Annotated in this window: 23 protein-coding genes and 2 tRNA genes; 15 read left to right on the plus strand and 10 right to left on the minus strand. The window is 61.6% G+C overall.

The window, feature by feature from the left end; all coding sequences use genetic code 11:
* Nucleotides 1-193 precede the first annotated feature (193 nt).
* Both BLW50_RS24800 and BLW50_RS24805 read left to right on the plus strand, forming a co-directional pair.
* A complete protein-coding gene (locus tag BLW50_RS24800) occupies nucleotides 194-1,126 on the plus strand; it encodes a fumarylacetoacetate hydrolase family protein (protein ID WP_090707535.1) in 933 nt (310 codons plus the stop codon).
* A 4-nt stretch (nucleotides 1,127-1,130) separates the two neighbouring features.
* Nucleotides 1,131-1,910: a sulfite exporter TauE/SafE family protein gene (locus BLW50_RS24805; RefSeq protein WP_170850342.1), complete on the plus strand. Its 780-nt coding sequence runs from the start codon at nucleotides 1,131-1,133 to the stop codon at nucleotides 1,908-1,910.
* A gap of 11 nt (nucleotides 1,911-1,921) precedes the next feature.
* Here BLW50_RS24805 and BLW50_RS24810 read toward each other — a convergent pair whose 3' ends face one another.
* Nucleotides 1,922-2,818, minus strand: coding sequence for a LysR family transcriptional regulator (locus BLW50_RS24810; RefSeq protein WP_090707537.1), 897 nt, complete (start codon nucleotides 2,816-2,818; stop codon nucleotides 1,922-1,924).
* A 90-nt stretch (nucleotides 2,819-2,908) separates the two neighbouring features.
* On the opposite strand from BLW50_RS24810, the gene BLW50_RS24815 reads away from it, so the two are divergent.
* The 3 genes from BLW50_RS24815 to BLW50_RS24825 are packed head-to-tail and all read left to right on the plus strand — an operon-like array spanning nucleotide 2,909 to nucleotide 6,031.
* Nucleotides 2,909-3,712 carry a hydroxypyruvate isomerase family protein gene (locus BLW50_RS24815; protein WP_090707538.1) on the plus strand — a complete coding sequence of 268 codons (804 nt, stop codon included), beginning with the start codon at nucleotides 2,909-2,911 and terminating at the stop codon, nucleotides 3,710-3,712.
* Nucleotides 3,706-5,019 carry a Rieske 2Fe-2S domain-containing protein gene (locus BLW50_RS24820; protein WP_090707539.1) on the plus strand — a complete coding sequence of 438 codons (1,314 nt, stop codon included), beginning with the start codon at nucleotides 3,706-3,708 and terminating at the stop codon, nucleotides 5,017-5,019. Before BLW50_RS24815 ends, BLW50_RS24820 begins: the two co-directional genes overlap by 7 nt.
* A 28-nt stretch (nucleotides 5,020-5,047) precedes the next feature.
* Nucleotides 5,048-6,031, plus strand: a complete 984-nt coding sequence (locus BLW50_RS24825; RefSeq protein ID WP_090707540.1) for a Bug family tripartite tricarboxylate transporter substrate binding protein — start codon at nucleotides 5,048-5,050, stop codon at nucleotides 6,029-6,031.
* 69 nt (nucleotides 6,032-6,100) lie between these two features.
* Here the strand turns inward: BLW50_RS24825 and prpB are convergent, their stop codons facing one another.
* The 4 genes from prpB to BLW50_RS24845 are packed head-to-tail and all read right to left on the minus strand — an operon-like array spanning nucleotide 6,101 to nucleotide 10,237.
* Nucleotides 6,101-7,015, minus strand: a complete 915-nt coding sequence (gene prpB / locus BLW50_RS24830) for a methylisocitrate lyase (RefSeq protein ID WP_090707541.1) — start codon at nucleotides 7,013-7,015, stop codon at nucleotides 6,101-6,103.
* 9 nt (nucleotides 7,016-7,024) lie between these two features.
* Nucleotides 7,025-8,233: a bifunctional 2-methylcitrate synthase/citrate synthase gene (gene prpC, locus BLW50_RS24835; protein WP_090707542.1), complete on the minus strand. Its 1,209-nt coding sequence runs from the start codon at nucleotides 8,231-8,233 to the stop codon at nucleotides 7,025-7,027.
* 13 nt (nucleotides 8,234-8,246) lie between these two features.
* Nucleotides 8,247-9,812, minus strand: a complete 1,566-nt coding sequence (locus tag BLW50_RS24840) for an MmgE/PrpD family protein (RefSeq protein ID WP_090707543.1) — start codon at nucleotides 9,810-9,812, stop codon at nucleotides 8,247-8,249.
* Nucleotides 9,809-10,237: an acyl-CoA thioesterase gene (locus BLW50_RS24845; protein WP_090707544.1), complete on the minus strand. Its 429-nt coding sequence runs from the start codon at nucleotides 10,235-10,237 to the stop codon at nucleotides 9,809-9,811. The genes BLW50_RS24840 and BLW50_RS24845 overlap by 4 nt, the downstream gene beginning before the upstream one ends.
* Nucleotides 10,238-10,376: 139 nt before the next feature.
* Between BLW50_RS24845 and BLW50_RS24850 the strand changes: the two genes are divergently transcribed.
* Nucleotides 10,377-11,801 (plus strand): short-chain fatty acyl-CoA regulator family protein, encoded by a 1,425-nt coding sequence (locus BLW50_RS24850; RefSeq protein ID WP_090707545.1) that lies wholly within the window; start codon nucleotides 10,377-10,379, stop codon nucleotides 11,799-11,801.
* 79 nt (nucleotides 11,802-11,880) lie between these two features.
* Here BLW50_RS24850 and BLW50_RS24855 read toward each other — a convergent pair.
* Nucleotides 11,881-11,957 (minus strand) — tRNA-Pro (locus BLW50_RS24855).
* 259 nt (nucleotides 11,958-12,216) lie between these two features.
* Here BLW50_RS24855 and BLW50_RS24860 point away from each other — a divergent pair.
* The 3 genes from BLW50_RS24860 (at nucleotide 12,217) to BLW50_RS24870 (ending at nucleotide 13,667) form a co-directional block, all read left to right on the plus strand.
* Nucleotides 12,217-12,291 (plus strand) — tRNA-Gln (locus BLW50_RS24860).
* A gap of 260 nt (nucleotides 12,292-12,551) precedes the next feature.
* Nucleotides 12,552-12,929, plus strand: coding sequence for a nuclear transport factor 2 family protein (locus tag BLW50_RS24865; protein WP_090707546.1), 378 nt, complete (start codon nucleotides 12,552-12,554; stop codon nucleotides 12,927-12,929).
* A 291-nt stretch (nucleotides 12,930-13,220) separates the two neighbouring features.
* Nucleotides 13,221-13,667, plus strand: coding sequence for an RrF2 family transcriptional regulator (locus BLW50_RS24870; protein ID WP_090709659.1), 447 nt, complete (start codon nucleotides 13,221-13,223; stop codon nucleotides 13,665-13,667).
* 55 nt (nucleotides 13,668-13,722) lie between these two features.
* Here the strand turns inward: BLW50_RS24870 and BLW50_RS24875 are convergent, their stop codons facing one another.
* Genes BLW50_RS24875 through BLW50_RS24890 form a run of 4 tightly spaced genes read right to left on the minus strand, consistent with a single transcriptional unit; the run spans nucleotide 13,723 to nucleotide 17,069 of the window.
* Nucleotides 13,723-14,562: a CmcJ/NvfI family oxidoreductase gene (locus BLW50_RS24875; protein WP_090709661.1), complete on the minus strand. Its 840-nt coding sequence runs from the start codon at nucleotides 14,560-14,562 to the stop codon at nucleotides 13,723-13,725.
* A gap of 34 nt (nucleotides 14,563-14,596) precedes the next feature.
* The gene (locus BLW50_RS24880) at nucleotides 14,597-15,325 is read right to left on the minus strand and encodes an ABC transporter ATP-binding protein (RefSeq protein ID WP_090707547.1); all 729 of its coding nucleotides are present in this window, start codon (nucleotides 15,323-15,325) and stop codon (nucleotides 14,597-14,599) included.
* A gap of 2 nt (nucleotides 15,326-15,327) precedes the next feature.
* On the minus strand, nucleotides 15,328-16,095 hold the full coding sequence (locus tag BLW50_RS24885) for an ABC transporter permease (protein WP_090707548.1): 768 nt from the start codon (nucleotides 16,093-16,095) through the stop codon (nucleotides 15,328-15,330).
* On the minus strand, nucleotides 16,092-17,069 hold the full coding sequence (locus BLW50_RS24890; protein WP_090707549.1) for an ABC transporter substrate-binding protein: 978 nt from the start codon (nucleotides 17,067-17,069) through the stop codon (nucleotides 16,092-16,094). The genes BLW50_RS24885 and BLW50_RS24890 overlap by 4 nt, the downstream gene beginning before the upstream one ends.
* Before the next feature lie 93 nt (nucleotides 17,070-17,162).
* On the opposite strand from BLW50_RS24890, the gene BLW50_RS24895 reads away from it, so the two are divergent.
* The 6 genes from BLW50_RS24895 to BLW50_RS24920 all read left to right on the plus strand — a co-directional run bounded on the left by BLW50_RS24895 (nucleotide 17,163) and on the right by BLW50_RS24920 (nucleotide 24,531).
* Nucleotides 17,163-18,119: an ABC transporter substrate-binding protein gene (locus BLW50_RS24895; protein ID WP_139267730.1), complete on the plus strand. Its 957-nt coding sequence runs from the start codon at nucleotides 17,163-17,165 to the stop codon at nucleotides 18,117-18,119.
* A gap of 13 nt (nucleotides 18,120-18,132) precedes the next feature.
* On the plus strand, nucleotides 18,133-19,362 hold the full coding sequence (locus tag BLW50_RS24900) for an SfnB family sulfur acquisition oxidoreductase (RefSeq protein ID WP_090707551.1): 1,230 nt from the start codon (nucleotides 18,133-18,135) through the stop codon (nucleotides 19,360-19,362).
* A 33-nt stretch (nucleotides 19,363-19,395) separates the two neighbouring features.
* Nucleotides 19,396-20,523 (plus strand): LLM class flavin-dependent oxidoreductase, encoded by a 1,128-nt coding sequence (locus BLW50_RS24905; protein ID WP_090707552.1) that lies wholly within the window; start codon nucleotides 19,396-19,398, stop codon nucleotides 20,521-20,523.
* A gap of 11 nt (nucleotides 20,524-20,534) precedes the next feature.
* Nucleotides 20,535-21,476 (plus strand): amidohydrolase family protein, encoded by a 942-nt coding sequence (locus tag BLW50_RS24910; protein WP_090707553.1) that lies wholly within the window; start codon nucleotides 20,535-20,537, stop codon nucleotides 21,474-21,476.
* 236 nt (nucleotides 21,477-21,712) lie between these two features.
* Complete coding sequence (locus BLW50_RS24915) at nucleotides 21,713-23,155, plus strand: DUF6600 domain-containing protein (protein WP_090707554.1); 1,443 nt, start codon at nucleotides 21,713-21,715, stop codon at nucleotides 23,153-23,155.
* A gap of 257 nt (nucleotides 23,156-23,412) precedes the next feature.
* Nucleotides 23,413-24,531 carry an FAD-dependent monooxygenase gene (locus BLW50_RS24920; protein ID WP_090707555.1) on the plus strand — a complete coding sequence of 373 codons (1,119 nt, stop codon included), beginning with the start codon at nucleotides 23,413-23,415 and terminating at the stop codon, nucleotides 24,529-24,531.
* The last annotated feature ends 26 nt before the right edge of the window (nucleotides 24,532-24,557 follow it).

Below are 24,557 nucleotides of genomic sequence, written 5' to 3' on the forward strand. Positions count from 1 at the left end.
TTGGAAGCCGGAGCAGGATTTGGCGCGGGCGTTGACGGGCCGAACCGCTAAGCTCAATATGGCCGGAAAGCAAGCGTGGAGGAAACGCGGCCGCTGCCCCTCAGGCAGTTCTTTGCATCGTGACCGCCGACAGGCGCGGTCCCAGCCAGACGCTCTCTTTTTGTTTTGTTTTGATCTTGCGCGGGAAACACCGATGAAAATTCTGTTTTTCAATGACTGGCGTTTGGGTGTGCTGAAAGATGCCGAGACCGTTGTCGATGTGGGCGCCTATGTGACCGGGCTTGCCCCGGCTGGCCCGCATGAGCTGATCAACCAGGTGATCGCCCGTTTCGCCGAGTTTCGGCCGCAGTTCGAAAAGGCTATCGCCCAGGATGTCGGCTTTCCGCTGGCGTCGGTGAAATTGCTGCCGCCGCTGCCGCGCCCGATCAACATCGATTGCATGGCCGTCAACTATATGGAGGACGGCACGCGCGCTGAGCCGGCGGCGATCAATGCCTTTCACAAATCGCCTTTCGCCATCATCGGCCCTGGCGGGACAATGGTGCTGCCGGATATTCCAGCGACGGTTTTCGAAGGCGAAGCGGAGATCGCTTTGGTGATCGGCAAGCGGGCTGTCAATGTGCCGGCGTCCGAAGCCATGTCCTATATCTTTGGCTATGTGAATTTCATCGACGGGTCGGCACGCGGCGTGCAGCCGGCCAATCAGTCTTTCTATCAGATGAAATCGCGCGACACCTTCGCGCCGATCGGCCCCTGGCTGGTCACCGCCGATGAAATTTCTGATCCGCAGAACCTACAGGTGAAGCTGTGGAACAACGGCGTGTTGAAGCAGGACTACAACACCAGCGATATGGCCCATAAGATTCCACGCTGTATTGAATTTGTCAGTTCCATCCACACGCTGGAGCCGGGAGACATCTTGGCGCTCGGGACCAACCACCGTGGCCTGCATGCCTTCCAGGACAGCGACAAGGTGGAGATGGAGGTCGCGGGCCTCGGCCGTCTTTCGATCGTCGTAAAAGACGCTCTGAAGCGCACCTGGCCGCGCGAAACCCGCCTGCAACGCCAGACCAATGGGCTCGATCCGATGGCGCCGCAGCTCTCCGGCAAATACCTTAAGGCTTGAACAGATGGTTGATTTTCTTGGCGTGCCTGACACAGGCGCGCTGCTGTTTTTCGGTTTGAGCTTTGCCTCCTTCGCCACCGCTTTCATTGGTGTCTTCACCGGCACCGCCGGTGGTCTCATCCTGCTGGCTTTGATGGCGATGGTGATGCCACCGGCGGCGCTGGTTCCCGTTCACACGGTGGTGCAACTGGGCGCCGGCGTGACGCGAACCATGATCATGTGGCGTTGGGTGATGCGGGCGACCCTGCTGCCCTTCATCGTCGGTGCTGCGATCGGCGCCGGGCTTGGTGCTAAGGCCTTTGTCGCCATGCCGACCTCGGCGACCATGGGCATTCTCGGTATCTTCATCCTGATCGTGACCTGGCTGCCGAAGCTTGGGCGCATGGGGGCGCTCGGCGGTCGTTTCGCCGTGGTCGGTTTCGTCGCCACTTTCGTTGGCGTCTTCGTCAGCGCTACGGGCACGTTGGTGGCGCCCTTTGTCGCCAGCGCCGCCGCCGATCGGCGCAACCATGCCGCTACGCTTGGCGCGCTGATGAGCTTTGTGCACATTCTGAAAATGGCGGCCTTCGCGGTCATCGGCTTCGCCATCACCGCCTATATCCCGTTGATGGCGGCAATGATTCTCACCGGCGCGGCCGGCAACTGGCTGGGGGAAGTAGCGCTCAACCGCACTAGCGAGCAGCGCTTCCGCCTGATCCTTCAGGTGGGGCTCACCGTGCTGGCGGTGAAACTGCTTTACGATGCGGTGGTCCAGGCGGGTTGGCTGCACGCCATCGGTCTTTAGCGCGACGGCGCTCAGATATCGACTTCGTTGAGAAAGTCGCGAAAGCTTGCGGCCGCGGGTGAGAGCTCATGGCCGCGCGGGAAGAACAACGAGAGCTGACGATCGACCACGGGCGCCACCAGCGGTCGCGCGACCAGGCCGAAGGCGCCGATGAGCGACAGAGCGCGGCCAGGCTGGGCAGTGACGCCAAAGCCGCTCTGCACCAGGCCGAGAGCCGTGGTGATGAACGAGACCTCGTGGGCTGGGTTCATCACCAGCGCGTCGGAATGTTTGAACAGATCAGCTTGCAGACGTTTGGTGAAATCGAGCGTCAGGTTGATCATCGGCTCCTTCAGGGCTTGCGCCCATGTCACGCGGCTGCGCGCGGCCAAGGGATGATCGGGCCGGCAGATCAACCAAATCCTGTCGGCGAGCAGGCTTTGCTGCTGCAATTCCAGCGGCGTTTCCCGTTGCGGCACGATGCCGAGATCGGCCTCGCCGCTCTGCACGCGCGCGAGCGCTTGCTGATTGAGGGAGTCCAGAACATAGACGGTGATCGCGGGGTATCTCTGTTTATAGCGCAGAAATAGCTGCGGCAGTGTTGTTGCCGCGTAAAGCGGTGTACAGGCGATGCGCAGCGTGCCGCGTTTTTTACGTTGTAGATCCTGCGTGCTTTCCAGCGCGCGGCCCAGGTCTTCCAGCAGTTTGCGAGCCAGTGGATAGAACTCGCTGCCAGCCAGCGACAAAACCGTGGAGCGCGTGCTGCGATCGAACAGTCGCACTTCGATGCCGCGCTCCAGCTCCTTGATGAGCAGGCTCAGCGCGGAAGGCGTGAGATGCAGTTTGCGCGCGGCGGCGGCGAAGCCACCGGCTTCTGCGATGGCCACAAAAGCGCGCAGCTGGCGCAGGGAGACGTTGCTGACATTCATAAATAAAACTCACCAGATGCTAAATATTATTAGTTTGTTTAAACGCTGAGGCAAGTCTTACCCTTCGCGGTATCAAGGGGTTTCCAAACGATGCTGCGATTTGATGCCAACCTGCGTTGGCTGTTTACCGAACTGCCGATGCTGCAACGCTATGAGGCCGCCGCTAAGGCTGGCTTTCAGGGCGTCGAGGTCGCTTTCCCTTACGACTATCCCGCCAGGGAAGTTGCCGCGCGGCTGCGCGACAATGGTCTGACGCTGGTGCAGATTCTCTCGCCGTTCGATTGGAATGCCGGCGAACGCGGCTTGGCCGCACTGCCCGGTCGCGCTGATGATTTCAAGGCGGGTTTCCGAAACGCGCACGAATATGCCGGCGAACTCGGCGATCCCTTCATCCATGTCATGCCGGGCAATATCGGGCCGCAGCTCGATCGCGCACGCTGCATGGATCAATTCCTGGAAAATCTGGCCTGGGCCGCCGATCAAGCGCCGCAGCTGACGCTGATCCTTGAGCCGTGCTGCCGGGCGCGCTTCCCGGAGTTTCTCTATCACCGTCTCGACGAAGGTATCGCGGTGCTGCAACAGCTGGGCCGCAGCAATGTGAAGCTCTGCTACGACACGTTCCATGTGCAGATGGAAGAGGGCGATCTGGCCGACAGGCTGCGCGCCGCCTGGCCGTACATCGGTCATATCCAGGTCGGCAATGTGCCGGGACGGCATGAACCGGGCACGGGCGAGATCCACTTTCCTTTTCTGTTCAAGCTCATGGAGGAGCTTGGCTGGCAGGGTTGGGTCGGCTGCGAATACACGCCTTCAGCCCATACGCTCGACACACTGACATGGGGCGCGCCCTTTGGTTTGGGCATGGCCGCTGCAAAGGAGGCTGCCACATGCTGAGCGCCGCCGACAATGAACTGCTCACCCGCACCGATGCGGAAACCCCGATGGGGCAGTATTTTCGCCGCTTCTGGCAGCCCGTGGCCTTGTCGCGCGAATTGCCCGAGCCCGATGGCGCACCGTTACGCGTGACGGTCATGGGCGAAGATCTGGTTGCCTTTCGCAACAGTAAGGGCGTGGTCGGCCTGGTCGAGGCGCGTTGTCCGCATCGCGGCGCCGATCTCTATTTCGGCCGCAATGAAAACTGCGCCATCCGTTGCGTGTTTCATGGCTGGCAGTTCGATCTGCAAGGACGGCCGCTCGAACTGCCGAATGTGCCGCCGGATGCGAGCTATCATCAAACCATACGGCTCAAGGCTTATCCGACGCGCGAATATGGCGATGTGGTGTGGGCCTATATGGGCCCCGATCCGTGGAACGGTGCCCTGCCGGACGTTCCGCAATTGGAATTCGGCGCCTTGCCGGCGACGCACCGCTACGTCACCAAGAAGCTACAGGAATGTAATTGGGCGCAGTCCATCGAAGGGGCGCTCGACACCTCGCATTTCTCCTTCTTGCACATGCCGGCGCCGCATGTGCCCTCGAATGCCAATCCAGATGCACCGGCCGATGAGAAGCGCCTGCGCTGGATTCGTGAAGACCCTCTGCCGCAATTCCTGATCCTGGATCATGAGGTCGGCTTCGTTGTCGGCGGCGCGCGGCGCGCCGATCATGGCATGCGCTATTGGCGCAGCGCGCAGTTCGCGCTGCCTTCGCATAGCACCACGCCATCGACGCTGCCGGGCGAAACCCATTTCGGCTATACGTGGGTGCCGATCGACGATGAAAATTGCTGGATCTACACCTATGCGTGGAATCCCGATCGACCATTGTTGGAAGACGAAATCGAAAAGTTCAGCAATGGCCATGGGGTGATCGCCGAGGTCGACGCGAACTTCATTCCGATCCGCAATCGCTCCAATAATTACCTGATCGATCGCCAGAACCAGAAGCACATCACCTATACGGGCGTGCGCGGTGTTGCCGAGCAGGATGCAATGATCCAGGAAAGCCAGGGGCGCGTCGCTGATCGCACGCGCGAGCATCTGTCGGCTTCCGATGCGGCGATCGTCCGGTTTCGCCGGGTGATGTTGAGCCAGGCCAAAGCATTGGCCGGGGGTGTCGAGCCGCAAGCGCCGTTCAAACATGCGGCCTATAGATTACGTTCGGGCAGTTGGATGGCCTCGGAGGGGGTGCCGTTCGAACAGGTGATGATCGAACGGTTCGGTGATCCGGTCGGGCATGTTACGGCCGAAACGGCGGCCTGATTGAGTTTATAACAAAAGGGGAGGGAACATGATCAGCAACTTGCTGCGGCGCGCCCGCGTCGTCGTGCCTTTGGCTTTGACGCTGGCAGGTGGCATCGCTGCCAACGCCCAGACCTATCCGGACAAGCCGATCAAGCTTGTGATTCCCTATGCGGTCGGTGGATCGACGGACCTCACCGGCCGCATGCTGGCGCGTTCGCTCTCCGATCGTCTTGGTCAACCGCTGGTGGTGGAAAGCCGTCCTGGCGCTGGCGGTTCAGTCGGCCATGAGTTCGTCGCCAAGTCGCCGGCCGATGGCTATACGCTGCTCTTCAGCGCCGCAGGCCCGCTCACCGTCACGCCGCACATTTACAGCAAGCTCGGTTACGATCCGATCAAAGCGTTCGAGCCGGTCACGCTCGTTGCCACGCAGCCGTTGTTGCTGGTGCTCAAACCCTCTCTGAATGCGCCCAGTCTCGCCGATCTGGTGAGGATGGCCAAAGCGCAGCCCGGCAAGCTTTCTTATGGCTCGTTCGGCTATGGCAGCGCCGCCCATCTCGCCGGCGAGTATTTCAAGATGCTGGCGGGTGTCGATATCGTCCATGTGCCCTATAAAGGCAGCGCGCCAGCGCTGACCGATCTGATGGCCGGACAGTTCGATCTGATGTTCGATGTGTTCAGCACCTCCGCACCTTTGGTCGAAGGCGGCAAGCTGCGCGCCATCGCCATCACGTCCAATGAACGGTCGCCGCAGTTTCCCGACGTGCCCACCATGCAACAGGCGGGGCTCGAGGGCTTTGAAGCAGGAACCTGGTTTGGTCTGCTGGTGCCAACGGGCACGCCCCGGCCGATCATCGACATGCTCTCGGCGGCGACCAACAAGTCGTTGGCAGAAAAGGAAGTGCGTGAGAACCTGGCGTCTCAGGGTGCGAGCGTTCGCGGCGGCACGCCCGAACAATTCGGCCAGTTCTTCCAGGCCGAATATGAGAAGTGGCAGAAGATCGTGAAGCTGGCCGGTATCACGCCCAATTAGAGCTGAAGAGGCGGAGCGGGGGAGATCGCTTCTCCGTCTCGTGACTTCTATTCGTCTCCCGCCGCAGCGCTATTCCGCCGCGCGCGGGAGGATCGTCTGGACGATCGTCGCGTCGAGAGCTTCGTAATCATGCAGGCCGATCGTGTCGTAAAGCTCGGCGCGCGTCTGCATGTCGCCCAGCATCGCCTCCGTGCTGCCATCGCGCGCGATCGTGGCGTAGAGTTTTTCCTGAGCCTTGCTGGCGACACGTAGGGACGAGACCGGCCAGATCACCATCCGATAGCCCATGGCCTCGAACTCCGTGGCTGTAAAAAACGGTGTTCGGCCGAACTCCGTCATATTGGCCAGCAGGGACACGCCGGCCATGCGTTGGGCGAATTCGCGGAACATCTCGGCCGTGGTCAAAGCTTCCGGAAAGATCGCATCGGCGCCGGCCTCGACATAGAGCTTGGCGCGGGCGACGGCGCCATCGATTCCTTCGCTGGCCGCCGCATCGGTTCGGGCAATGAGATAGAGGTGCCGGCGCGCCTTGGCGGCGGCGGCCACCTTCGCCGCCATGTCATGCGCATCGGCCAATTTCTTGTCGTTGAGATGGCCGCATTTCTTCGGCAGCAGTTGATCCTCGATATGGACGGCGCCAGCACCTGCCTCCTCGAAGGTGCGCACCATATGCATGACGTTGAGCGCTTCGCCATAGCCCGTGTCGCCATCGACGAGTACCGGCAGACCGCTGGCGCGCGCGACCTGGCGAATGAAGAAGGCGACCTCGTCGACCGTGATGATGCCGAGATCGGGCAGGCCCATGGAGGCCGTCATCGCCGCGCCGGACAGATAGAGGGCGTCGAAGCCGGCGGCTTTGGCTTGAAGCGCCGCCATACCGTTATGGGCGCCCGGAAGGCGGGCGATGCCGCCGCGTTCGATCAGGGCGCGAAAGCGCTGGCCTGCGGGCTCAGAAGGGAGATCGGAAGCTAAAAGATAAGGCATGATTGTTCCTCAAGCGGCCCGAATGGCGGATGCCGCGTGTCCGCGTCTCTCGATCGGCACGAAGACCTGGTTCTCCGGGCCGACATAATTGGCCGAGGGGCGAATGATCTTGTTGTCCTGACGTTGCTCGATCACGTGCGCGCTCCAACCGGAAGTGCGCGCGATGACGAACAATGGGGTGAACATGGCGGTCGGCACGCCTATCTGGTGGTAGGAAACGGCGCTGAACCAATCGAGATTGGCGAACATTTTCTTGCTGTTTGCCATCACGGCCTCGATGCGATCGGCGATCTCGAACATTTTCAGGGCGCCGGCATCGGCCGACAGGCGCCGCGCGACTTCCTTGATGATGCGGTTGCGTGGGTCGGCGATGGTATAGACGGGATGACCGAAGCCGATGACGACCTCTTTGGCGTCGATACGTCGCTGGATATCCGCTTCCGCTTCATCGGCATCACTATAGCGCTTCTGAATTTCGAAGGCGACTTCATTGGCGCCACCGTGCTTGGGCCCTCTCAGGGCGCTAATGGCGCCGGTGATGGCTGAATACATGTCAGCGCCGGTGCCAGCGATCGAGCGCGCCGTGAATGTCGAGGCGTTGAACTCGTGCTCGGCATAGAGATTGAGCGAGGTGTGCATCGCCCGAACATGGGCGTCGCTGGGTCGAACGCCATGCAGAAGGTGCAGGAAGTGACCGCCGATCGTGTCGTCATCGGTCTCGACATCTATCCTTCGGCCGTTATGGGCGAAATGATGCCAGTAAAGCAGCATGGAGCCGAGCGCGGCCATCAGCCGGTCAGCGATGTCGCGGGCGCCAGGATGATTGTGATCGGGCGCTTCCGGCAGCACGCAGCCCAATGTCGAAACGCCTGAGCGCATCACATCCATGGGGTGAGCTGCGGCGGGCAGGGCCTCCAGTGTCGTGCGCACAGCGGCCGGCAGTCCGCGCAACGCCTTGAGTTTGGTCTTATAAGCCACAAGCTCCGTGGGCGTCGGCAAGCTTCCGTGGACGAGGAGGTGGGCGATTTCTTCAAAGGCGCAGGTCTCGGCAATGTCGAGAATGTCGAAGCCGCGATAGTGCAGGTCGTTGCCCGAGCGCCCGACGGTGCAGAGCGCCGTATTGCCGGCGACGACACCGGACAAGGCCACCGACTTCTTGGGAGCGGCGTTGCGCAAAGGCGCCGCGCTGTTTGTCGCTTGAGCAGTTGCTTGCGTCATCGTTGTCTCCCCTTTAGCTGGCGACGGCGGATAGGTCGTGAACTCTCTCTTCCGCACCGCTCCAATCGAAGATGCCGGTCGCCTGTCCTGCGCCGAGCCACGCGGGATCGACCGCGAAGGTGAGGCCGGCGAGGTCGGCGGGCTTCAGCCGTGTCAGCTGTTCAACCGTCCCGAGGAAACGCTCCTGCTCAGCGGGTGCGATAATGCCTTCCGCCAGCGTGCGGAATTTTTGGACATATTGCGCCCGGGCGAAAGGACGCGCGCCAAGCGGATGGGCATCGGCGACGGCGATCTCATCTTCGAGTGTCGAGCCGTCGCTGAGGGTGACCACGACGCGGCCGCCGAACGCTTTCTCCTTCGGATCGTGGCTGTGATAGCGCCGCGTCCATGCGGCATCCTCGATCGTTGAAATCTTGTGCCAGAGCCCGATCGTTTCAGGACGATTGGCACGCTCGGCCGCATAGGAGCGCTCGTGGTGCCAGCCGCCGTCTTCCAGCGCGACAGCGAAGATATACATGATGGAGTGATCGAGCGTTTCGCGGCTCGCCTTCGGGTCCATCTTCTGGGGATCATTGGCGCCCGTGCCGATCACGTAGTGGGTGTGATGGCTGGTGTGGATGACGATGCTGGCGATTTTCGATAGGTCGCCAGCTTTCTCACGAATCTTCGGACCCATGCGCCGGGCGAGATCGATCAGCGCCTGGCTTTGATATTCGGCCGAGTGCTCCTTGGTATAGGTGTCGAGGATGGCGCGCTTTGGCTCGCCCTTCTCGGGCAGGGGCACTTGGTATTCGACCTTGGGGCCGCCGAGCAGCCAGGCGATGAAGCCGTCTTCGCCCTCCCAAGCGGGAGACGGCGCGCCCTCGCCGCGCATGACGCGATCGACCGCCTCAACGGCCATCTTGCCGGCGAAAGCGGGCGCATAGGCCTTCCAGCTCGAAATCTCGCCCTTGCGCGATTGGCGCGTGGTGGTGGTGACATGCAGCGCCTGCTGCACCGCCTGATAGATCGTGTCGACGGGCAGGCCGAGCGCCGCGCCTATGCCGGCAGCAGCCGAGGGGCCGAGATGGGCGATGTGATCGATCTTGTGCTCATGCAGGCAGATGCCCTTCACGAGGTCGACCTGAATCTCGTAGCCGGCGGCAAGACCGCGCACGAGCGCCGCGCCGTCCAGCCCGCAATGCTGGGCGACGGCGAGGACGGGGGGAATGTTATCGCCAGGGTGCGAATAGTCAGCCGCCAGGAATGTGTCGTGGAAGTCGAGCTCGCGCACGGCAACGCCATTCGCCCAGGCCGCCCATTCGGGTGAGACGCGGCGATGCGATGACAGGCCGAAGATTGTTGCGCCGGGCTTGAACGGATGCGCCGCGGCTTGCGCCCTGGCGCTTGCCACCGGGCGTCGCTTGAGCGAGGCCGCCGCCACCGCCGCATTGTCGATGATGCGATTGCCGATCATCTCGACGACCGCAGGCTCAACCGGAACGGGATCGGTCGCCACCTCGGCGATTTTCCAGGCGAGTTGCGCGGCGCGCGGGAGATTCTCAGCGGACTTATGGGTGCGAACCGTATTGAGCTTCACGAGAAAACATCCTCCTGCGGGGAAAAGGGATCGGGGGTGATGGCGGTGGGTCTGCCCGCTGCGTCGACGGCGACCATTTCGAAGGAACCGCGCACGGCGAGGCAGCGGCGACCGGTGACGAGCGCTTCGGCGATGACATCGACAACGACCGTCATCGACGAACGGCCGACGCGTTCAACGGTCGCGGTCAGTTCGACCAGTTCACCAACGCGGACCGGCTCATGGAATTCAATCTTGTCGGAGGTTGCCATCACGACGGCGCAGCGCGCCCGTCGCGTCGCGGCGATAAAGGCGGCCTTGCCCATCAGGCTCAGCGCATGTCCGCCAAACAGGGTGCCGTAATGGTTGGCCTGTTCGGGGAAGATCATTTCGACGAAGCGGGTGGGGATTCCCACGCCGATGTCTTGATCCTTGGATGTCGGCATTCTGGCGCTGCCTGTTCGCTGCCTCTCGACTGTTCTTTGCAATATCTGCATACTGTTGTCAGAATAAAGGGCTGAAATTGCATAGATTCGTGGAGCGTCGCAGCGCGTTTTGCAAAGTTTGCGAAGGCAAGGTGTAGCGATGAAAAAGGCCTTCATGGGCATCCGGCTGAAACGGCTGCGGGAAGAGCGCCAGTTGACGCAACAGGCGCTGGCCTCGGCCATCGGTCTTTCGCTGAGCTATCTCAATCAGCTCGAAAACAATCAGCGGCCGCTGACCGTGCCCGTGCTACTCAAACTCAATGCGGCTTTTGGCGTCGACGTTCAGCTCTTCTCTGAAGATGATGAAGCGCGGTTGATCGCGGATCTGCGAGAGGCGCTGGCCGATCCTATTCTCGGCGAAACGATTGCCTCCGCCGAGGTGCGGGAGCTTGCCAGCAACATGCCGGCGGTGGGGCGCGCGTTCGTTGCCTTGCATCGCCACACGCGGCGTGCGCTCGAACAATCAGCGATGCTCGCGGTCCGTCTCGGCGACGATCGCCAGGGTCAGGCGCCCGTCATGGCGTCCACTGCCTTCGAAGAGGTGCGGGATTTCTTCTATGCCCGGCACAATCATATCGCCGAACTCGATGTCGCTGCCGAACGGATTGCGCTCGAAGCCAACTTTCCGCTTGGCGCCATGGCCACGGCGATCGCCGATCGTTTGCGCGATCGTCATGGTGTGCGTGTGGTGATGCAGGTGGGTGAAGAAACCTCGAAAGAGGCGAAACGCAGTTTTGACGCGGCGAGCGGTGTTCTCAGGCTGTCGCCGCATCTTGGGGCTGGGCAGCAGGCCTTTCAGATGGCGACGCAACTGGCCTTTCTCGAACAGCGCGAGACGATCGACGCGATTGTCGCGAGCGGTCCTTTTGCCGATGCTGAATCGCGCCGCCTGGCGCGCATAGGACTGGCCAATTATTTCGCCGGCGCTTTGGTCCTGCCGTACACGGCGTTTCGCGAGGCGGCTGAAGCTTGCCGCTATGACATCGATCTTCTCAGCCAGCGTTTCGGCGTTGGCTTCGAAACCATCTGCCATCGCCTCAGCACGTTGCAGCGGGCCGGGGCGCGCGGCGTGCCGTTCTTCTTCATTCGGGTCGATCGCGCTGGCAACATTTCCAAGCGACAATCGGCAACCGATTTTCATTTCTCGCGTGTCGGTGGCACCTGCCCGCTGTGGAATGTCTATGAAGCCTTCTCGCAGCCCGCGCGGGTGTTGACGCAGATCGCGCGTATGCCTGACGAGCGCACCTATCTGTGGATCGCCCGGTCGGTGTCGCGCGGGCGCGGCGGCTATCATGCACCGCGCAAAACCTTCGCCATCGCGCTCGGCTGCGATCTGCAGCATGCCGAGCGGCTCGTCTATTCAGATGGACTGGATCTGCGCAATCCGGCGGCGGCGACGCCGATCGGCGCTGGGTGCAAGATCTGCGAGCGTCCCGCTTGCCCACAACGGGCCTTCCCGCCGGTCGGGCGGCCTCTGAATGTCGATGAGGCGCGCAGTTCCTTCGTGCCCTATGCCGCCAATTGAACGTGAGGGCGCGGTCGCGCGCGGGGCATCACCCCTGAGGGGAGCCATTCGATTCGAGGTCTATAAGTGACTGAAAGAATGGTCGGAGTGAGAGGATTCGAACCTCCGACCCCCTGCTCCCGAAGCAGGTGCGCTACCAGGCTGCGCTACACTCCGATCGAGATGCCCTGGATTGCGTCGCGCCGAAGCACGAAGCAGCGGTCTTATAGCCACGAGGGGCGGCGGCGACAAGCGCCTGTTGAGAAAATCGAACCGCTAATTGTGAAAATCGCATCAAACCGTCGCCGGTGCCGCTAAAGCGCGGAATCTGTTGGAAACGGGCGGTCTTCAAAGGGTCTGGGGACTGGATAATCCACTGTCCTGGCGCAAAGACGATTCCCCTTTCTGCGGAAATGCGCTATTGCCCCGGCGCCGGTGGGGCGTAGCCAAGTGGTAAGGCAGCGGATTTTGATTCCGCCATTCGGAGGTTCGATCCCTCCCGCCCCAGCCAGGCATCGTGCTTCGGCGCGAAAACGCTCCAGCGCCACTCATGCAAGATTTGAAAAACGGCTACGCCGTTTGCGTTGACGTTGGCTGCGATCTGCCTGGATTTTTTCTATTAAAATCAGAAGCTTAATTTTGATTACGCGGGAAGCTGGCGATCTTCGCCTCGGCTACAAGACAGCATCGCCGCGACAGGATAGGCGGGTGCAATTGTCGCGAGTATGAGACGATGCGCCCTCCCGTAGCCCCCGACTCTGGAAGGCGAAGATGAGCGCACAATCCGTCGATTATAACGGCCTGATGCAGGCCAATCTCGTTCGTGTGTTTGGTGAGCGCGATCCGGCGCGGCGCATCGCTGCAATCCGCGAACTCTATGCCGAAGATGCCGTGTTGAATGAGCCGGATCATTCCGCCACTGGCCATGCCGCGATTTCCGCCGCCGTGACCGCGCTGCTGGCCAGCTTGCCGCCGGACTTCGCCTTCACGGCGATCGGTACCGCGATTGGCCATCACGGCCTTGGACGGCTGCGCTGGCAGGCCGGCCCACCCAACGGTCCAGTCGCCGTCACCGGAATGGACATCGCCCATTTCGACAAGGGCCGCATCCACTCTCTCTTCGTTTTTCTCGATCCCCCCGGCGCTTGAACCGCCACCTGCATCTTTAAAGGAGTTTGCGACTGGCGAGCCGGATCTAACCAACTCAAATAGAATGTGAATTTCTAGGCGAGGGCCGTGGAAATGGTGCTTGGTGCACGAAGCGTCATCATGTTTTGTTCAAGCTTGGCGCCGCCCGAGCCGGAGGGCTTCCCGCCTTGTTCTGTGCGCGGAAGGCTGGAAAAGATCGAAAAAGCCGACCCTTTACACTATATAAGGCTGATCGGCTTTGTGGCTCAGACGGTGCGTCTGGCGCGCGGGCCTGCATCCGGAGTGGCTTGGTTGCTGACAAACAAGGGAAAATACGGGCTCAAAGCCATGGTTCACCTGGCTGGTTTCGAACCGGGCCAGCCGTCGCTTGTGTCGGACATCGCCACCACCAATAACATTCCCAAGAAGTTCCTGGACGCCATTTTGGGCGAATTGCGCAACGTCGGCCTGGTCCAGTCGAAGAAGGGCAAGGGCGGCGGCTATACGTTGGCCAAGCCAGCCCATGACATTCGCGTGGGGCAGATCGTGCGGGCTCTCGATGGGCCGCTGGCGCCGATCCGCTGCGCCAGCCACAATTATTATCGCTCCTGCGACGATTGCGACGAGAAGAACTGTCCGGTGCGGCTGATGATGTACGAGGTGCGCAACGCCATTTCGCGCGTCCTCGATGATCGGACATTGGCGGAAATGCGCGCGCTCACCGACGATGAGCGCAGCGACCTGATGTATCATATCTAAGGCCGGTTCTGACTTTCGTCAGAACCGTGCCAGGTCCGCACATATGTACGTCATCTTAGAAGAAGACGAAGGCTCTGAGCTCGATGCTCTCGCGTGGTTGGGCGTCAGGTGGGGCCAGCGGATTCTCAAAGGCTGTATGCGGCGCGAAACGCGCCACGGTTGAGCGCGAATCGTAGCATTTGAGGAACAGCACTTCGTCCGTCCGCATGTGCGGATAGAAGTACCAGCGATGTTGCGGCGAATAGGCCACCGAATAGGTTTCGCCCGTGCGCTGGGTATAGATCAGGTCGGTGCCGATCAGATCATCCGGCGCGATCGTGCGCGCATCGGCGACAGCGAGCGGTGAATCCTCGACCGGTCCTCGCGTCGGACGCCAGACATTGACGATGGCGAAGGGGCGTTGCGCCAGCTGGTCCGCTTCATCGCCGAGAAGTTCGCGCAACCGCTTGGGGCCTGATGTGTCGGTGTGGTCGACATGCACGCGTCCGACAGGGCCACGGCCGCTTGTCGCCCGGCCAGAGCCGAGGACTTCGCCGATCTGCCGGCGCCGGGTGGTGTGATCGAAAATATGCACCCGCGCGGCGCCCGTGCGCAGTTCGAGCAGGCGGGCAGCCTCCGGATAATATTTGGACTTCACCTCGTCCTCGTTGAAGAAATCGGTGACATTGCTGTGATGCGGGAAAAGCGCGAAGCCTTCGCGGTCGATGGAGGCGTCGATGGTGCGGCCATCATAGATGCCGACTGTTTCGGGATCGGGCACCACATTGGTGCGCGGCGTGCCCGGCGGCGGTTCGACCGCGTAATTGAAGCCCCGTTCCGCCAGCCGATGGCTGTAATTCAGGGCGGCGTGGAGGAGGGGCTGTTGGGCGGTTTTGGCATCGGCATGAATATTCATGAAGGCCTCCATTCAGCGGCGGGCGGAGAAAGGGTCAGCCGCCGTCTTGCTCGTCAACGCCGAGCGAAAGCAGAATTTGCTTTCGCAACAAAGCGAAGTCCGCGTCGTCTCGTTTGCGTGGGCGATCGAGATCGATGCGAAATTCCCGTGTGATGGAGCCTGCTTCCATCAGCAGAATTCTGTCCGCCAGAAGCAGGGCTTCATCGACATCATGGGTGACGAACAGGGTCGCGATCCGGTGATGACGCCATAGACGTAATATCTGTTGCTGCATCTTCAACCGTGTCAAGGCATCGAGCGCCGCGAAAGGTTCGTCGAGCAATAGCAGCCGGGGCGTGCGCACCAAGGCGCGGGCGAGCGCAACGCGCTGTGCTTCGCCACCCGACAAAGTGAGCGGCCAGGCATCGGCGCGTTCGCGCAAGCCGACCTCGGCCAAGGCGCCGAGCGCCCGCGTGCGCAGATGCCGGCCGGGGCCGGACAGGCCGAGCGTCACATTGCGCCAGACCGATTTCCACGGCAGCAATCTTGGATCCTGGAAGCAGATGGCATGTTCTGGGGCGACATCCACATGTCCTTCAGCGCCGCTGTCGAGACCGCCGACGATGCGCAGCAGGGTGGACTTGCCGCAGCCGCTCTTGCCGACCAGGACGACGAATTCGCCATCCTCGATGACAAGATTGATATCGCGCAGAATCTGCCGGCCGTCGAAAGCGCGTTCGACATTGTGCAGGATGATTGGGTCGCGAGTGGTATCGAGCGGCATGTTCAAGCGCCTTTGAAAGAGCGTTGCCAGCGCAGCGCCCGTTGTTCGATCAACCGGACCAGGGCGTCGGCGAGAACGCCGATCACCGCATAGATGGCGAGCGCGGTCATGATCACCGAGGTTTGCGCCAGTTCATTGGCCTGGACGATCAGCCAGCCAAGTCCTGACGACGAATTGATCTGCTCGGCGACGACGAGGCTGAGCCAGGAGATGCCGATGGCATAGCGCAGGCCGACGAGCGCCGAGGGCAAGGCGGCGGGAAAGATGATGTCGCGCACCAAGCGCCATTGCGATAGCTTGTAGCTGCGGCCCAATTCGATCAGCCGCTCATCGACGCTGCGGATGCCTTTGAAGACATTCAGATAGACCGGAAAGAAGGAGCCGAGCGCGACAAGCAGGATGCGCGGCGTCTCGCCCAGGCCGAACCAGAGAATGAACAGCGGCACGAGGCCAAGGAAGGGCAGGGTGCGGATCGCCTGAATGGTCGAATCCACCGCATCCTCGCCGACCTTCGACAGGCCGGCGAAAATGCCTGCCGCGAGCGCCGCCGTGGTGCCAACGAACAGGCCGAAGGCGGCACGCCACAAGGATATGCCGAGATGGGTGGTCAACTGGCCATTGCTGGCGAGCGTCCCCAAGGACACGCCAATGTCATAGGGCGAGGAACTGAAGCGGCGGTTGATCACGCCATAGCTCGCCAGCACTTGCCAGATCACGAGAATGGCCAGGGGCACGATGGCGCGGCGCAAAGGGCGGCTGAGAGCGTTCATGGCGCGATGGAACCGTTGAACTGATCGGTGAAGGACAGCGACGCGTCGAGGCGTTTGCCGATCAGGCCTTGCTCGAAGAAGACATCGGAGATTTTCTGGTTGTTGGCGCGCAACCGGTCGCCAATCAGTGCCAGCCGAGCGGGGCGCTTGCGTTCGGCGATGAGGGCAATCTCGGGATCGATCCGCAGCAGCTCCGCCACCGCTTTGGCGCGTTCTTCCGGTTTCGCATGGCCCCAAGCGACATGTTTCGCCAGGGCCGCGACGAAAGCGGCGATGGCTGCGTTCTTATTGGTGATCGCCGCATCGCTGGCGATGTAATAGAGCGGGTTTTCCGCGCCGACCTCGGCGCCGCTGGCGAGCCGCCGGCTGCCGGAGCGCTCGAACGCGGTGAGCAAAGTGTCGATGGCGATGGCGGCATCGATGCCGCCGGTTTCGAGTACAGCCTGCACATTGGTGCCTGGCGGCAGGAAGATGTGCTGGACCTGATCGGGTTTGAGCCCAGCTTTCTCCAAGGTCTTCAGCAACACCCAATGGGAATTGGTGCTGCGCGTATAGGAAATTTTCTTGCCCTTCAGGTCGGCGAGGTTGGCGATGGTCGATTTGTTATCGACCAGAATGCCTTGGCCTTCGCCCCAAGGCTCGGTCGCGGCGATGATCTTGAACGGAATGTCGGCCGATTGAGCGACAACGGGGCCGACTTCGCCCAGCTCGCCGATATCGAGTTCGCCGGCATTCAGCGCCGAAATGATCTGCGGCGAGCCGCCGTTGAACGGCACGATCTCAAACGAGAAACCGTTGAACGTGTCGTCGCCATTGGCTTTGAACGTGGCGGCAAAACCGAAGGTGTTGCTGGTGCCGATGCGCAACCGTTTGGGATCGGCCCGCCCTGTCTGTCCGCGCGCGGCAGGGGCAGCCGAAACGGCGAGCGTGGCAAGCGACGCCAGCAGCGCCGTCCTGCGAGACACAAACATCATCAAACCTCCACGCTTTCAACAAGGCGAGCATTGCAGGTTTGACACTAAAGTCAAGTTAGTCTATCAAAATTATATATTAATTAGGAGGCTCGTTTGTCCGCAGATATTACCCGTCGGTCTCTTACCGCCGCGATGGCTTTGGGTCCGTTCCTGTCCATCGCGCGGGCGCAGGGTCAGCGGCCTGTAAAAGTCGGTACCAATAATATCTACGGGGTGGCGGCGACCTTCCCGGCCAATGGCGATGACAAGCCGGCTGATGGCGCGATCGAGATCATCCGCTTCAACAGCGTGCCGGCGATGCTGCAGGCGTTGGACGCGGGCGAGCTCGATGTGGCCGAAGTCGGCGAGGTTGGTCCGGTCGTTGCCCAGGCTGCCGGCATTCCCATCAAGATCGTCGCCGCCACGCAGCCCTGGCCCGAGGGTGAGGCGATCATCGTCTACAAAACCTCGTCGATCCGCAGCGTGAAGGAACTCGTCGGCAAGAAGGTGTCTTATCCGCGCGCCACCAATGCGCAATGGCTGCTGACGAAAGCGCTGCGCGCCGAAGGGCTGAAGATCACCGATGTGGTTTCGGTCACTCTGCCGGCGGGCACCAATATTCTGGCGGTGCTTGAGACGGGTGGTGTCGATGCCTCGGTCTTCATCGATGCGTCGTTGTCGCAATATGAGGCGGAAGGCGCACGACGCATTCTCAATGCGGGCGAGGCCGGATGTGACAATTCGCTGTTCTATATCGCGACGGAAAAAGCCGTGGCGCAGCAGCGCGCCGGTGTCGGCCTCTTCGTGCGGCAATTGCACCGTCATCTGGCCTGGGCACGTAACAATCAGGAGACGCGGGCCCGCGCGGTGGCCGAGCTGCTGCGCATTCCCTATGACGTCGCTTTGGCCTCCGAGCGCAAGCGACCGGCAGGCCTGCGCCCGATCGATCGGGCGCTGATCGTCAACGGGCAGGACATCGCCGACACGTTCCTGGCTCAGGCGGTCATTCCGCAGCCGATCAAAGTCGATTCAACTTTCACCGAAGAGTTCAACGCCTTCATCGGCGCGTGATCGGAGCTATCCCATGGCCAGTCATCTGAAAGTGGTTCAAAGCGTTCCCGCTGAGCCGGGCGTGCATGTCATTCGTTCCGACGCGGAAGCGCTCGACGTCGTGGGGCGGCTTGCGGCGAGCTTCCGCACGGGCGCCATTGCCCGCGACCAGAAGCGTATTCTGCCTCGTGAAGAGATCGAAGCGCTGACGCAGGCTGGCTTCTTCGGTATTGCCGTGCCGAAAGAGCATGGTGGCGCCGATGTGTCCGCCGTGACCGTCTCCAAAGTCTTCCGGCTCCTGTCGGCCGCTGATCCGAGCATTGGCCAAATCCCGCAGAATCATTTCTGCTGGGTCCCGACGGTTGCGAACGGAACCGCTGAACAGGCGGCTTTCTTCTTCAAGCGCTTCCTCGCCGGTGATCGCATCGGCAATGCGCATTCGGAGGATACTAAGCGTCGGCCCAATGACTATGTGCATGATCTGCGCAAGGTGGAGGGCGGTTGGCGGATCACCGGCCGTAAATACTATTCCACCGGCGCGCTCTTCGCCCAGTGGATTCCTTTCACCGCGCATTTCGATAGGGATGGCCAGCACGAAGCCTTTATCTATTTCGTCGATGCGAACGGCGCTGGAATCGAGCTGATCGACGACTGGGATGGCATGGGCCAGCGGTTGACAGCCAGCGGAACGACGATTTTTACCGATGTTTTCGTACCGGACCATCATGTTTTTCCGATGTTGCCGCCGGGCGCCGATGGCCGCTCCTATTCACTGAATGCCGGCCTTATCCATGCGGCGATTGATCTGGGCATCGCCGACGAAGTGCTGGCCGATGCGGCGGATTATATTCGCGAGAACAATCGGCCATGGAACGGCAATCCCAATGCGCATCATTGGGAAGAGCCCTTCGTGGTGCGCGAATTCGGCAAGTTTGGCGTCAAGCTGCGGACGGCCGCACTCGTGCTGGAGGCTGCCGCCGGGAAGATCGATCATGCGCGGGCGCTTCCGTCCGAACATGCGGTGCTGGAAGCGCGGCTTGCGGTCGCCGATGCGCGCCTGCTCTGTTCGGAAGCGGCGACCCACATCGCCGATCAGTTCTTTTTGCTCACCGGCGCCCGGGCGACACTCGGCAAGTATGGTCTTGACCGGCATTGGCGCAATGCGCGGACCCATTCGCTGCATGATCCGTTGCGATGGAAAGAGTTCCATCTCGGCAATTATTACCTGAACGGCCAAATGCCGCCGCCCGGTTCTTATCTTTAGTCCGTCCCTATTTGCGTGAACCTGGAATAAGCCATGCCTGATCGTCTTCGTGCCGATTCCTCTTCGCCCATTCAGTTCGGTGTCTGGGCGCCCTATCGCGGCAAATGGGTCATCGACCCTTTGAAGGAGCGCATTGTCGCCAGTTATGATCTGACGCGCGACATGACTCTCAGCGCTGAAAAGGCTGGCTTCGATACCATTCTCTACGCGCAGCACACGATCAATCCGCTCGATCAAAGCGAGGAGATCCAGGAAGCCTGGACCGTGGCCGCCGCGGTTGCGGCCATCACGGAACGGATCGAGATCATCGCGGCGATCAAGCCTCGCCTCTATCATCCGGTGGTGCTCGCCAAGATGGCGCTGGGGATCGAGGACATCAGCCACGGCCGTTTCGCCATCAATGTAGTCAATGCCTGGTTCATTCCAGAGCTTGAGCGTTCCGGCATCGGCTTTCCAGCGCATGACGCGCGCTATGCCTATGGCGCGGAATGGCTCGATGTGGTGAAGCGCCTGATGGAAGGCGAAACGGTCACGCATCAAGGCGCGCATTTCAACATCGACGCCTATGCCCTGCGGCCGACGTCGCGTTTCCGCAAGCGTCCGGTGATCTATTCAGGCGGCGAATCGGAGCCGGGGCGCCAGCTCGCGCGTGACTATTCCGATGTCTGGCTGATCAATGGCCGGCCGATCGAAGACGTGGTTGGCGACGTCGCGGCGATGCGGGCCAAGGCGCGGCCGGGCGCGCCGCTTAAATTCGGCATCACCGGCTTTTCGATCACCCGCGAAACCGAGGCGGAAGCGCAGGCCGCCTTGGCGGAATTGTTCCGTATTCAAGATACGTTCTACGATACGCGGGCGCAGGACATGCGCAAGAATGTTGATCCGAAGGCGCAAACGCTGAGCTATGGCCGCAAATACAATGCGCGGATGATCGGCGCCAATGGCGGCACTTTGCCCGGCTTCGTTGGCAGCTACGATCAGGTGGCTGAAAAGATCGCCGCCTTCTGGCATATCGGCATCTCGACCTATCTTCTGTCCTTCTTTCCATTGATCGAGGAGCAGGAAAATTTTGCCAGGAATGTCATTCCCCGCGTAAAAGCACTGATCGGAGAGGACGCGCTGTCGCTTGCGGTCAAGTCAAACATTAGAAAGATTGCCTAGGAGGGGCTCGTATGTCAGCGGATTTCGTCGTCGATTTTCATAATCATCACATTCCATCCCGTTTTGAATCGACGGCAACGCGGACCTTTCCGCCGAACCAGCAGGCGCGTTGGCTCGAATTGAACCGCAAGCTCGCCGATGAAGACTTGCTGTTGCAGGACGTTCGGAACGGCGACCTCAACATGCGGGTGGTGAATACGCCGGCGGCGCTGCTCGCCGATGCCGACGGGCATCTGGCCCACGGGACGATTGTCGATATCAATGATGAATTGGCGGAGCTGGCGGGGCGCCATACGGGACGGCTGCGCGCATTGGCGACAATTGACGCCTATGACGGGGACCGAGCGGGACGCGAGGTCGAGCGCGCCGTCAAACAGCTGAAGCTTGCGGGCATTTTTGTCGACAGCGCCCGTGGCGATCTGTTGATCGATGCCCCGCAGGCACGGCCGGCTTTGCAGGCGGCGGCGGAGCTTGGCGTGCCGGTCTTTGTCCATCCGGTCAATCCGCAGCCACTGACCGATCAGATGTCGCGCTATGGCCGGCTTGGCGTGCTGTTCGCGCGTGGCACGGTGAATTCGGCGGCGCTGATCGCGCTGATCGAAAGTGGCGCCTTCACGCAATTGCCGGGTCTGAAAGTGGTCGTCACGGCGCTGGCCTTCGGCGGTCTGGCGATGGCGCATGGCTTTGTTCATCACAGTGTCTTGTCTGAAGGCACGATCGCGGCGCTGCGCAAGCACGTCTGGATCGACACCATGGGCTTTGATCCGGTGCAGATCCGCGCTTCGATCGACATTCTCGGCGCCGATCGCGTGATCGCGGGTAGCGACTGGCCGATCGTCAACGAGGGGCCGATCCGCCAAAGATTATTCGCGGGGCTGGACGCAGCTGGCGTAGCCGAAAAGGAGAAGGCTCTGATCACCGGCGCCAATGCGCTTTCGCTCGTCGGGCACTAGCATTTTTCGGTCGCGATAGAATCTGAACTGGCCAGCGCGCCGCGCTGTGCCAGCGCTCGTCATCGAGCCTGGTCGACCTTTCCAGAAAGCCGCCCCGACAGGCCCTCAATGGGCATCTGCATCGCATGTGCTTTCGCGCACGCAAGAGGCTCGCAAGCCGAGGCATCCTCATTCATCGCCTTCATTCGGGAGGCGCCGCGGCAAACCAGCCCGCAGCAATGGATAGGATCAGTCCCATGCTCAATATTGCAAGCAAGACCGACAGACGTTCCTTCGCGCGGCGGCCGGCTTTCGCGGCCGCCCTCTTGGTTGGCACGTCTCTTTTCCTCGTCTCCGCCGCCAGCGCGGAAATGGGGAGCGCGCCACAGGCCCCGACCTCGGCCGATGCCGGCCAGCAAGGCAATGGCGGTGGCGAAGTCCAGCAGATGCTGGCCCGCTACGGCCAATTCCTGAAACACGAGAAGTACGGCGATGTCTGGAAGCCGACCCAGGTGTCGCAGAACTGGCGGCCTTATGAGCCCTGCCACTGGACTTACAACAACGCCTCCCAGGCTTGGTACTTCGATGACAAGACCGAATGGGGCGCGATCGTACACCATTACGGACGCTGGACCCTGGACGCTCAGCAAGGCTGGCTCTGGGTGCCGGGCGCCGAATTCTCGCCGGGCTGGGTGGCCTGGAACAACCGCGGCAACGATGTCGGCTGGGCGCCTCTTCCGCCGGAGGAAGACGGGCCGGTCATGCAGAATGCCGGCTTCCAAAGCGATCCGAACCTCTGGATCTTCGTGCCCCAGAGCCAGTTCGGTAAAAGCTGCGGCATCGGTGCTCCGCCGCCGGCGCCCCGCGCCGCCATGCCAATGATGCCGCTGCCCGCGATGGCGCCGATGGCGCTTCCCATGCCGGCCATGGGTCCGATCGTCGGGCCGCCGCGCTATGTCGAGCGTGGATACCCCGTCATCGTCGGTGGCCGGTGGCCGGGCGGTGGGCACTGGACGCCCACGAAGCTTCCGCCGCCGATCATCATCATCACGCAGGGCCCAGGGGGTAAACCGGGCCAAGGTGGCAAGCCTGGCGGAGCTGGAAAGCCTGACATGGAATGCGGCATTGCCGGCCAGTTCTGCAAGCCGGACGGCAAACCTGGCGGCACCGGCCCCGTGGCTGGCAATGGCGCGCCCGGCGGCACCGGCTCGGGAGCCGGCAAACCTCCGGCCGGCAATCCGCCTCCGGGTGGCGCGGGTTCGGGCGCTGGCAAACCGCCTCCGGGTGGTACCGGCCCGATCGCCAACAATGGCACGCCGGGTGGTGGCAAGCCTTCGTCGATCCTCGTCGGCCCCAATAAGCTTCCCCCATTGGTTACGGGCAACGCTAAGCCGCCGAAGCCATTCCCGATCGGTGGGTTGAAGCCTCAGTCGACGGTTCAAAATGCCAGCGCCTTCCGGCCCGTGAACCCGCTTGTCGGCCCCCGGCCGCAGTTCACCCAGCGTGTCGTGCAACAGAAATACGTGCAGCGTCAGCAAAACTTCGTCCAGCGCCGGGAAGCCGTGACGATGCGCCAACCAAGCTTCGCAGCCCGTCAGCCGAGCTTTACGGCGCGTCAGCCGAGCTTCAGCCGGAACGTCGCCGTGAACCAGCCCAGGGCTAACCAAGGCGGTGGCAATACCTTCCGCAGACGCTTCTGACAGCCAACGCTTCTCACGATCTAGGCAAACAAGATCTCCGCCGGGCCAAACCCGGCGGAGATTGTTTTTGTGTCTCAATTTCTGTTGCAGGCGGGCGCGGCCTCTGGTTTCGATGGCGCGTTTCACCGCTTAAACGCGCCGCGTTTTGCTCGCAAAACACTCTCCGATCCGGGCCCGGAAGGGGGGATTTCCGCCTTGCCTCGAAGGTCGCCTTGAGGAAGATGCTGGGCTTTATAAGTCCTGTAGGCGAGGGGTTCATGAGCAAGCTTCGGATTGTCATTGTCGGTGGCGGTGTCGGCGGATTGACCGCTGCCCTGGCGCTGCGCAAGCTCGGCCATGATGCCCTGGTGTTTGAACAGGCCGCGCAATTCACTCGGATCGGCGCCGACATCAATCTGACGCCCAATGCGGTGCGGGTTCTCGATGGGCTTGGCATTGGCAAGGCCATTCGCGAGACGGCGGCACGGCCGACCTATCGCATCAGCCGCACCTGGGACACGGGCGAGGAGACTTCGCGTCTGCCGATGGGTGACCAAGCCGAGAAACTTTACGGCGCGCCGCAGCTCACCATCCATCGCGCTGATATTTTGAAAGCGCTCACCGATCCACTGCCAGACGATTGCATCCGTTTCGGCCAGCGTGTCCAGGCGATCGATGCTTCTGCCGCAGGGCCTTCTCTGACTTTGACGACGGGCGAGGTGGTCAAGGCCGATGTGATCATCGGTGCTGACGGCATTCACTCAGTTGTTCGCGCCGCATTGTTCGGCCCCGATAAGCCGGAGTTCACCGGGCTCATCGCTTTCCGGACCGTCGTGCCGCAATCGAGCCTGTCCGTGCCCAATCTCGATGCCTTCACCAAATGGTGGGGTCCGACGTCGGATCGGCAGATCGTCACTTTCCCGCTCAACCAGGGCCGCGAGACCTTCATCTTCGCCACCAAGGCGCAGGACTGGAAGCATGAATCCTGGACGACCGATGGCGACCCCAACGAGCTGCGGGAGACCTATGCGGATTTCAATGCTGAAGCCCAGGCGTTGTTGACGCCTGTTTCAGATGTGAAAAAGTCGGCGCTCAATGTGCGCGATCCGATGAAGAGCTGGTCTTCGGGTGCGGTGGTTCTGCTCGGCGATGCCTGCCATCCGATGATGCCGTTCATGGCGCAAGGCGCCGGCATGGCCATCGAGGATGCGGTGGTGCTGGCGCGTGCTCTGTTGGATCGTCCTGTGCCGCAGGCTTTGGCGGCCTATGAAGCGGCGCGGCTGGATCGCACGGCGAAAGTGCAGGTCGGTTCGCGTGGCAATGAATGGTTGCGCACCGACGGCAATGTTGACTGGCTCTATGGCTATGATGCCTGGAACGTGCCGCTCAATAGCTAGATTTAAAAGATAGAGTGGCTGCCACA

The sequence above is a fragment of the Beijerinckia sp. 28-YEA-48 genome (assembly GCF_900104955.1).
Lineage (GTDB): Bacteria > Pseudomonadota > Alphaproteobacteria > Rhizobiales > Beijerinckiaceae > Terripilifer.

Excerpts from the sequence above, each read along its gene's own strand:
- BLW50_RS24885 (WP_090707548.1), bottom strand. The coding sequence starts at position 16,095 with ATGAACGCTCTCAGCCGCCCTTTGCGCCGCGCCATCGTGCCCCTGGCC.
- BLW50_RS24815 (WP_090707538.1), top strand. The coding sequence starts at position 2,909 with ATGCTGCGATTTGATGCCAACCTGCGTTGGCTGTTTACCGAACTGCCG.
- BLW50_RS24875 (WP_090709661.1), bottom strand. The coding sequence starts at position 14,562 with ATGAATATTCATGCCGATGCCAAAACCGCCCAACAGCCCCTCCTCCAC.
- BLW50_RS24825 (WP_090707540.1), top strand. The coding sequence starts at position 5,048 with ATGATCAGCAACTTGCTGCGGCGCGCCCGCGTCGTCGTGCCTTTGGCT.
- BLW50_RS24810 (WP_090707537.1), bottom strand. The coding sequence starts at position 2,818 with ATGAATGTCAGCAACGTCTCCCTGCGCCAGCTGCGCGCTTTTGTGGCC.
- BLW50_RS24900 (WP_090707551.1), top strand. The coding sequence starts at position 18,133 with ATGGCCAGTCATCTGAAAGTGGTTCAAAGCGTTCCCGCTGAGCCGGGC.
- BLW50_RS24845 (WP_090707544.1), bottom strand. The coding sequence starts at position 10,237 with ATGCCGACATCCAAGGATCAAGACATCGGCGTGGGAATCCCCACCCGC.
- BLW50_RS24880 (WP_090707547.1), bottom strand. The coding sequence starts at position 15,325 with ATGCCGCTCGATACCACTCGCGACCCAATCATCCTGCACAATGTCGAA.
- prpB (WP_090707541.1), bottom strand. The coding sequence starts at position 7,015 with ATGCCTTATCTTTTAGCTTCCGATCTCCCTTCTGAGCCCGCAGGCCAG.
- BLW50_RS24890 (WP_090707549.1), bottom strand. The coding sequence starts at position 17,069 with ATGATGTTTGTGTCTCGCAGGACGGCGCTGCTGGCGTCGCTTGCCACG.
- BLW50_RS24915 (WP_090707554.1), top strand. The coding sequence starts at position 21,713 with ATGCTCAATATTGCAAGCAAGACCGACAGACGTTCCTTCGCGCGGCGG.
- BLW50_RS24865 (WP_090707546.1), top strand. The coding sequence starts at position 12,552 with ATGAGCGCACAATCCGTCGATTATAACGGCCTGATGCAGGCCAATCTC.
- prpC (WP_090707542.1), bottom strand. The coding sequence starts at position 8,233 with ATGACGCAAGCAACTGCTCAAGCGACAAACAGCGCGGCGCCTTTGCGC.
- BLW50_RS24850 (WP_090707545.1), top strand. The coding sequence starts at position 10,377 with ATGAAAAAGGCCTTCATGGGCATCCGGCTGAAACGGCTGCGGGAAGAG.
- BLW50_RS24820 (WP_090707539.1), top strand. The coding sequence starts at position 3,706 with ATGCTGAGCGCCGCCGACAATGAACTGCTCACCCGCACCGATGCGGAA.
- BLW50_RS24805 (WP_170850342.1), top strand. The coding sequence starts at position 1,131 with ATGGTTGATTTTCTTGGCGTGCCTGACACAGGCGCGCTGCTGTTTTTC.
- BLW50_RS24920 (WP_090707555.1), top strand. The coding sequence starts at position 23,413 with ATGAGCAAGCTTCGGATTGTCATTGTCGGTGGCGGTGTCGGCGGATTG.
- BLW50_RS24905 (WP_090707552.1), top strand. The coding sequence starts at position 19,396 with ATGCCTGATCGTCTTCGTGCCGATTCCTCTTCGCCCATTCAGTTCGGT.
- BLW50_RS24910 (WP_090707553.1), top strand. The coding sequence starts at position 20,535 with ATGTCAGCGGATTTCGTCGTCGATTTTCATAATCATCACATTCCATCC.
- BLW50_RS24800 (WP_090707535.1), top strand. The coding sequence starts at position 194 with ATGAAAATTCTGTTTTTCAATGACTGGCGTTTGGGTGTGCTGAAAGAT.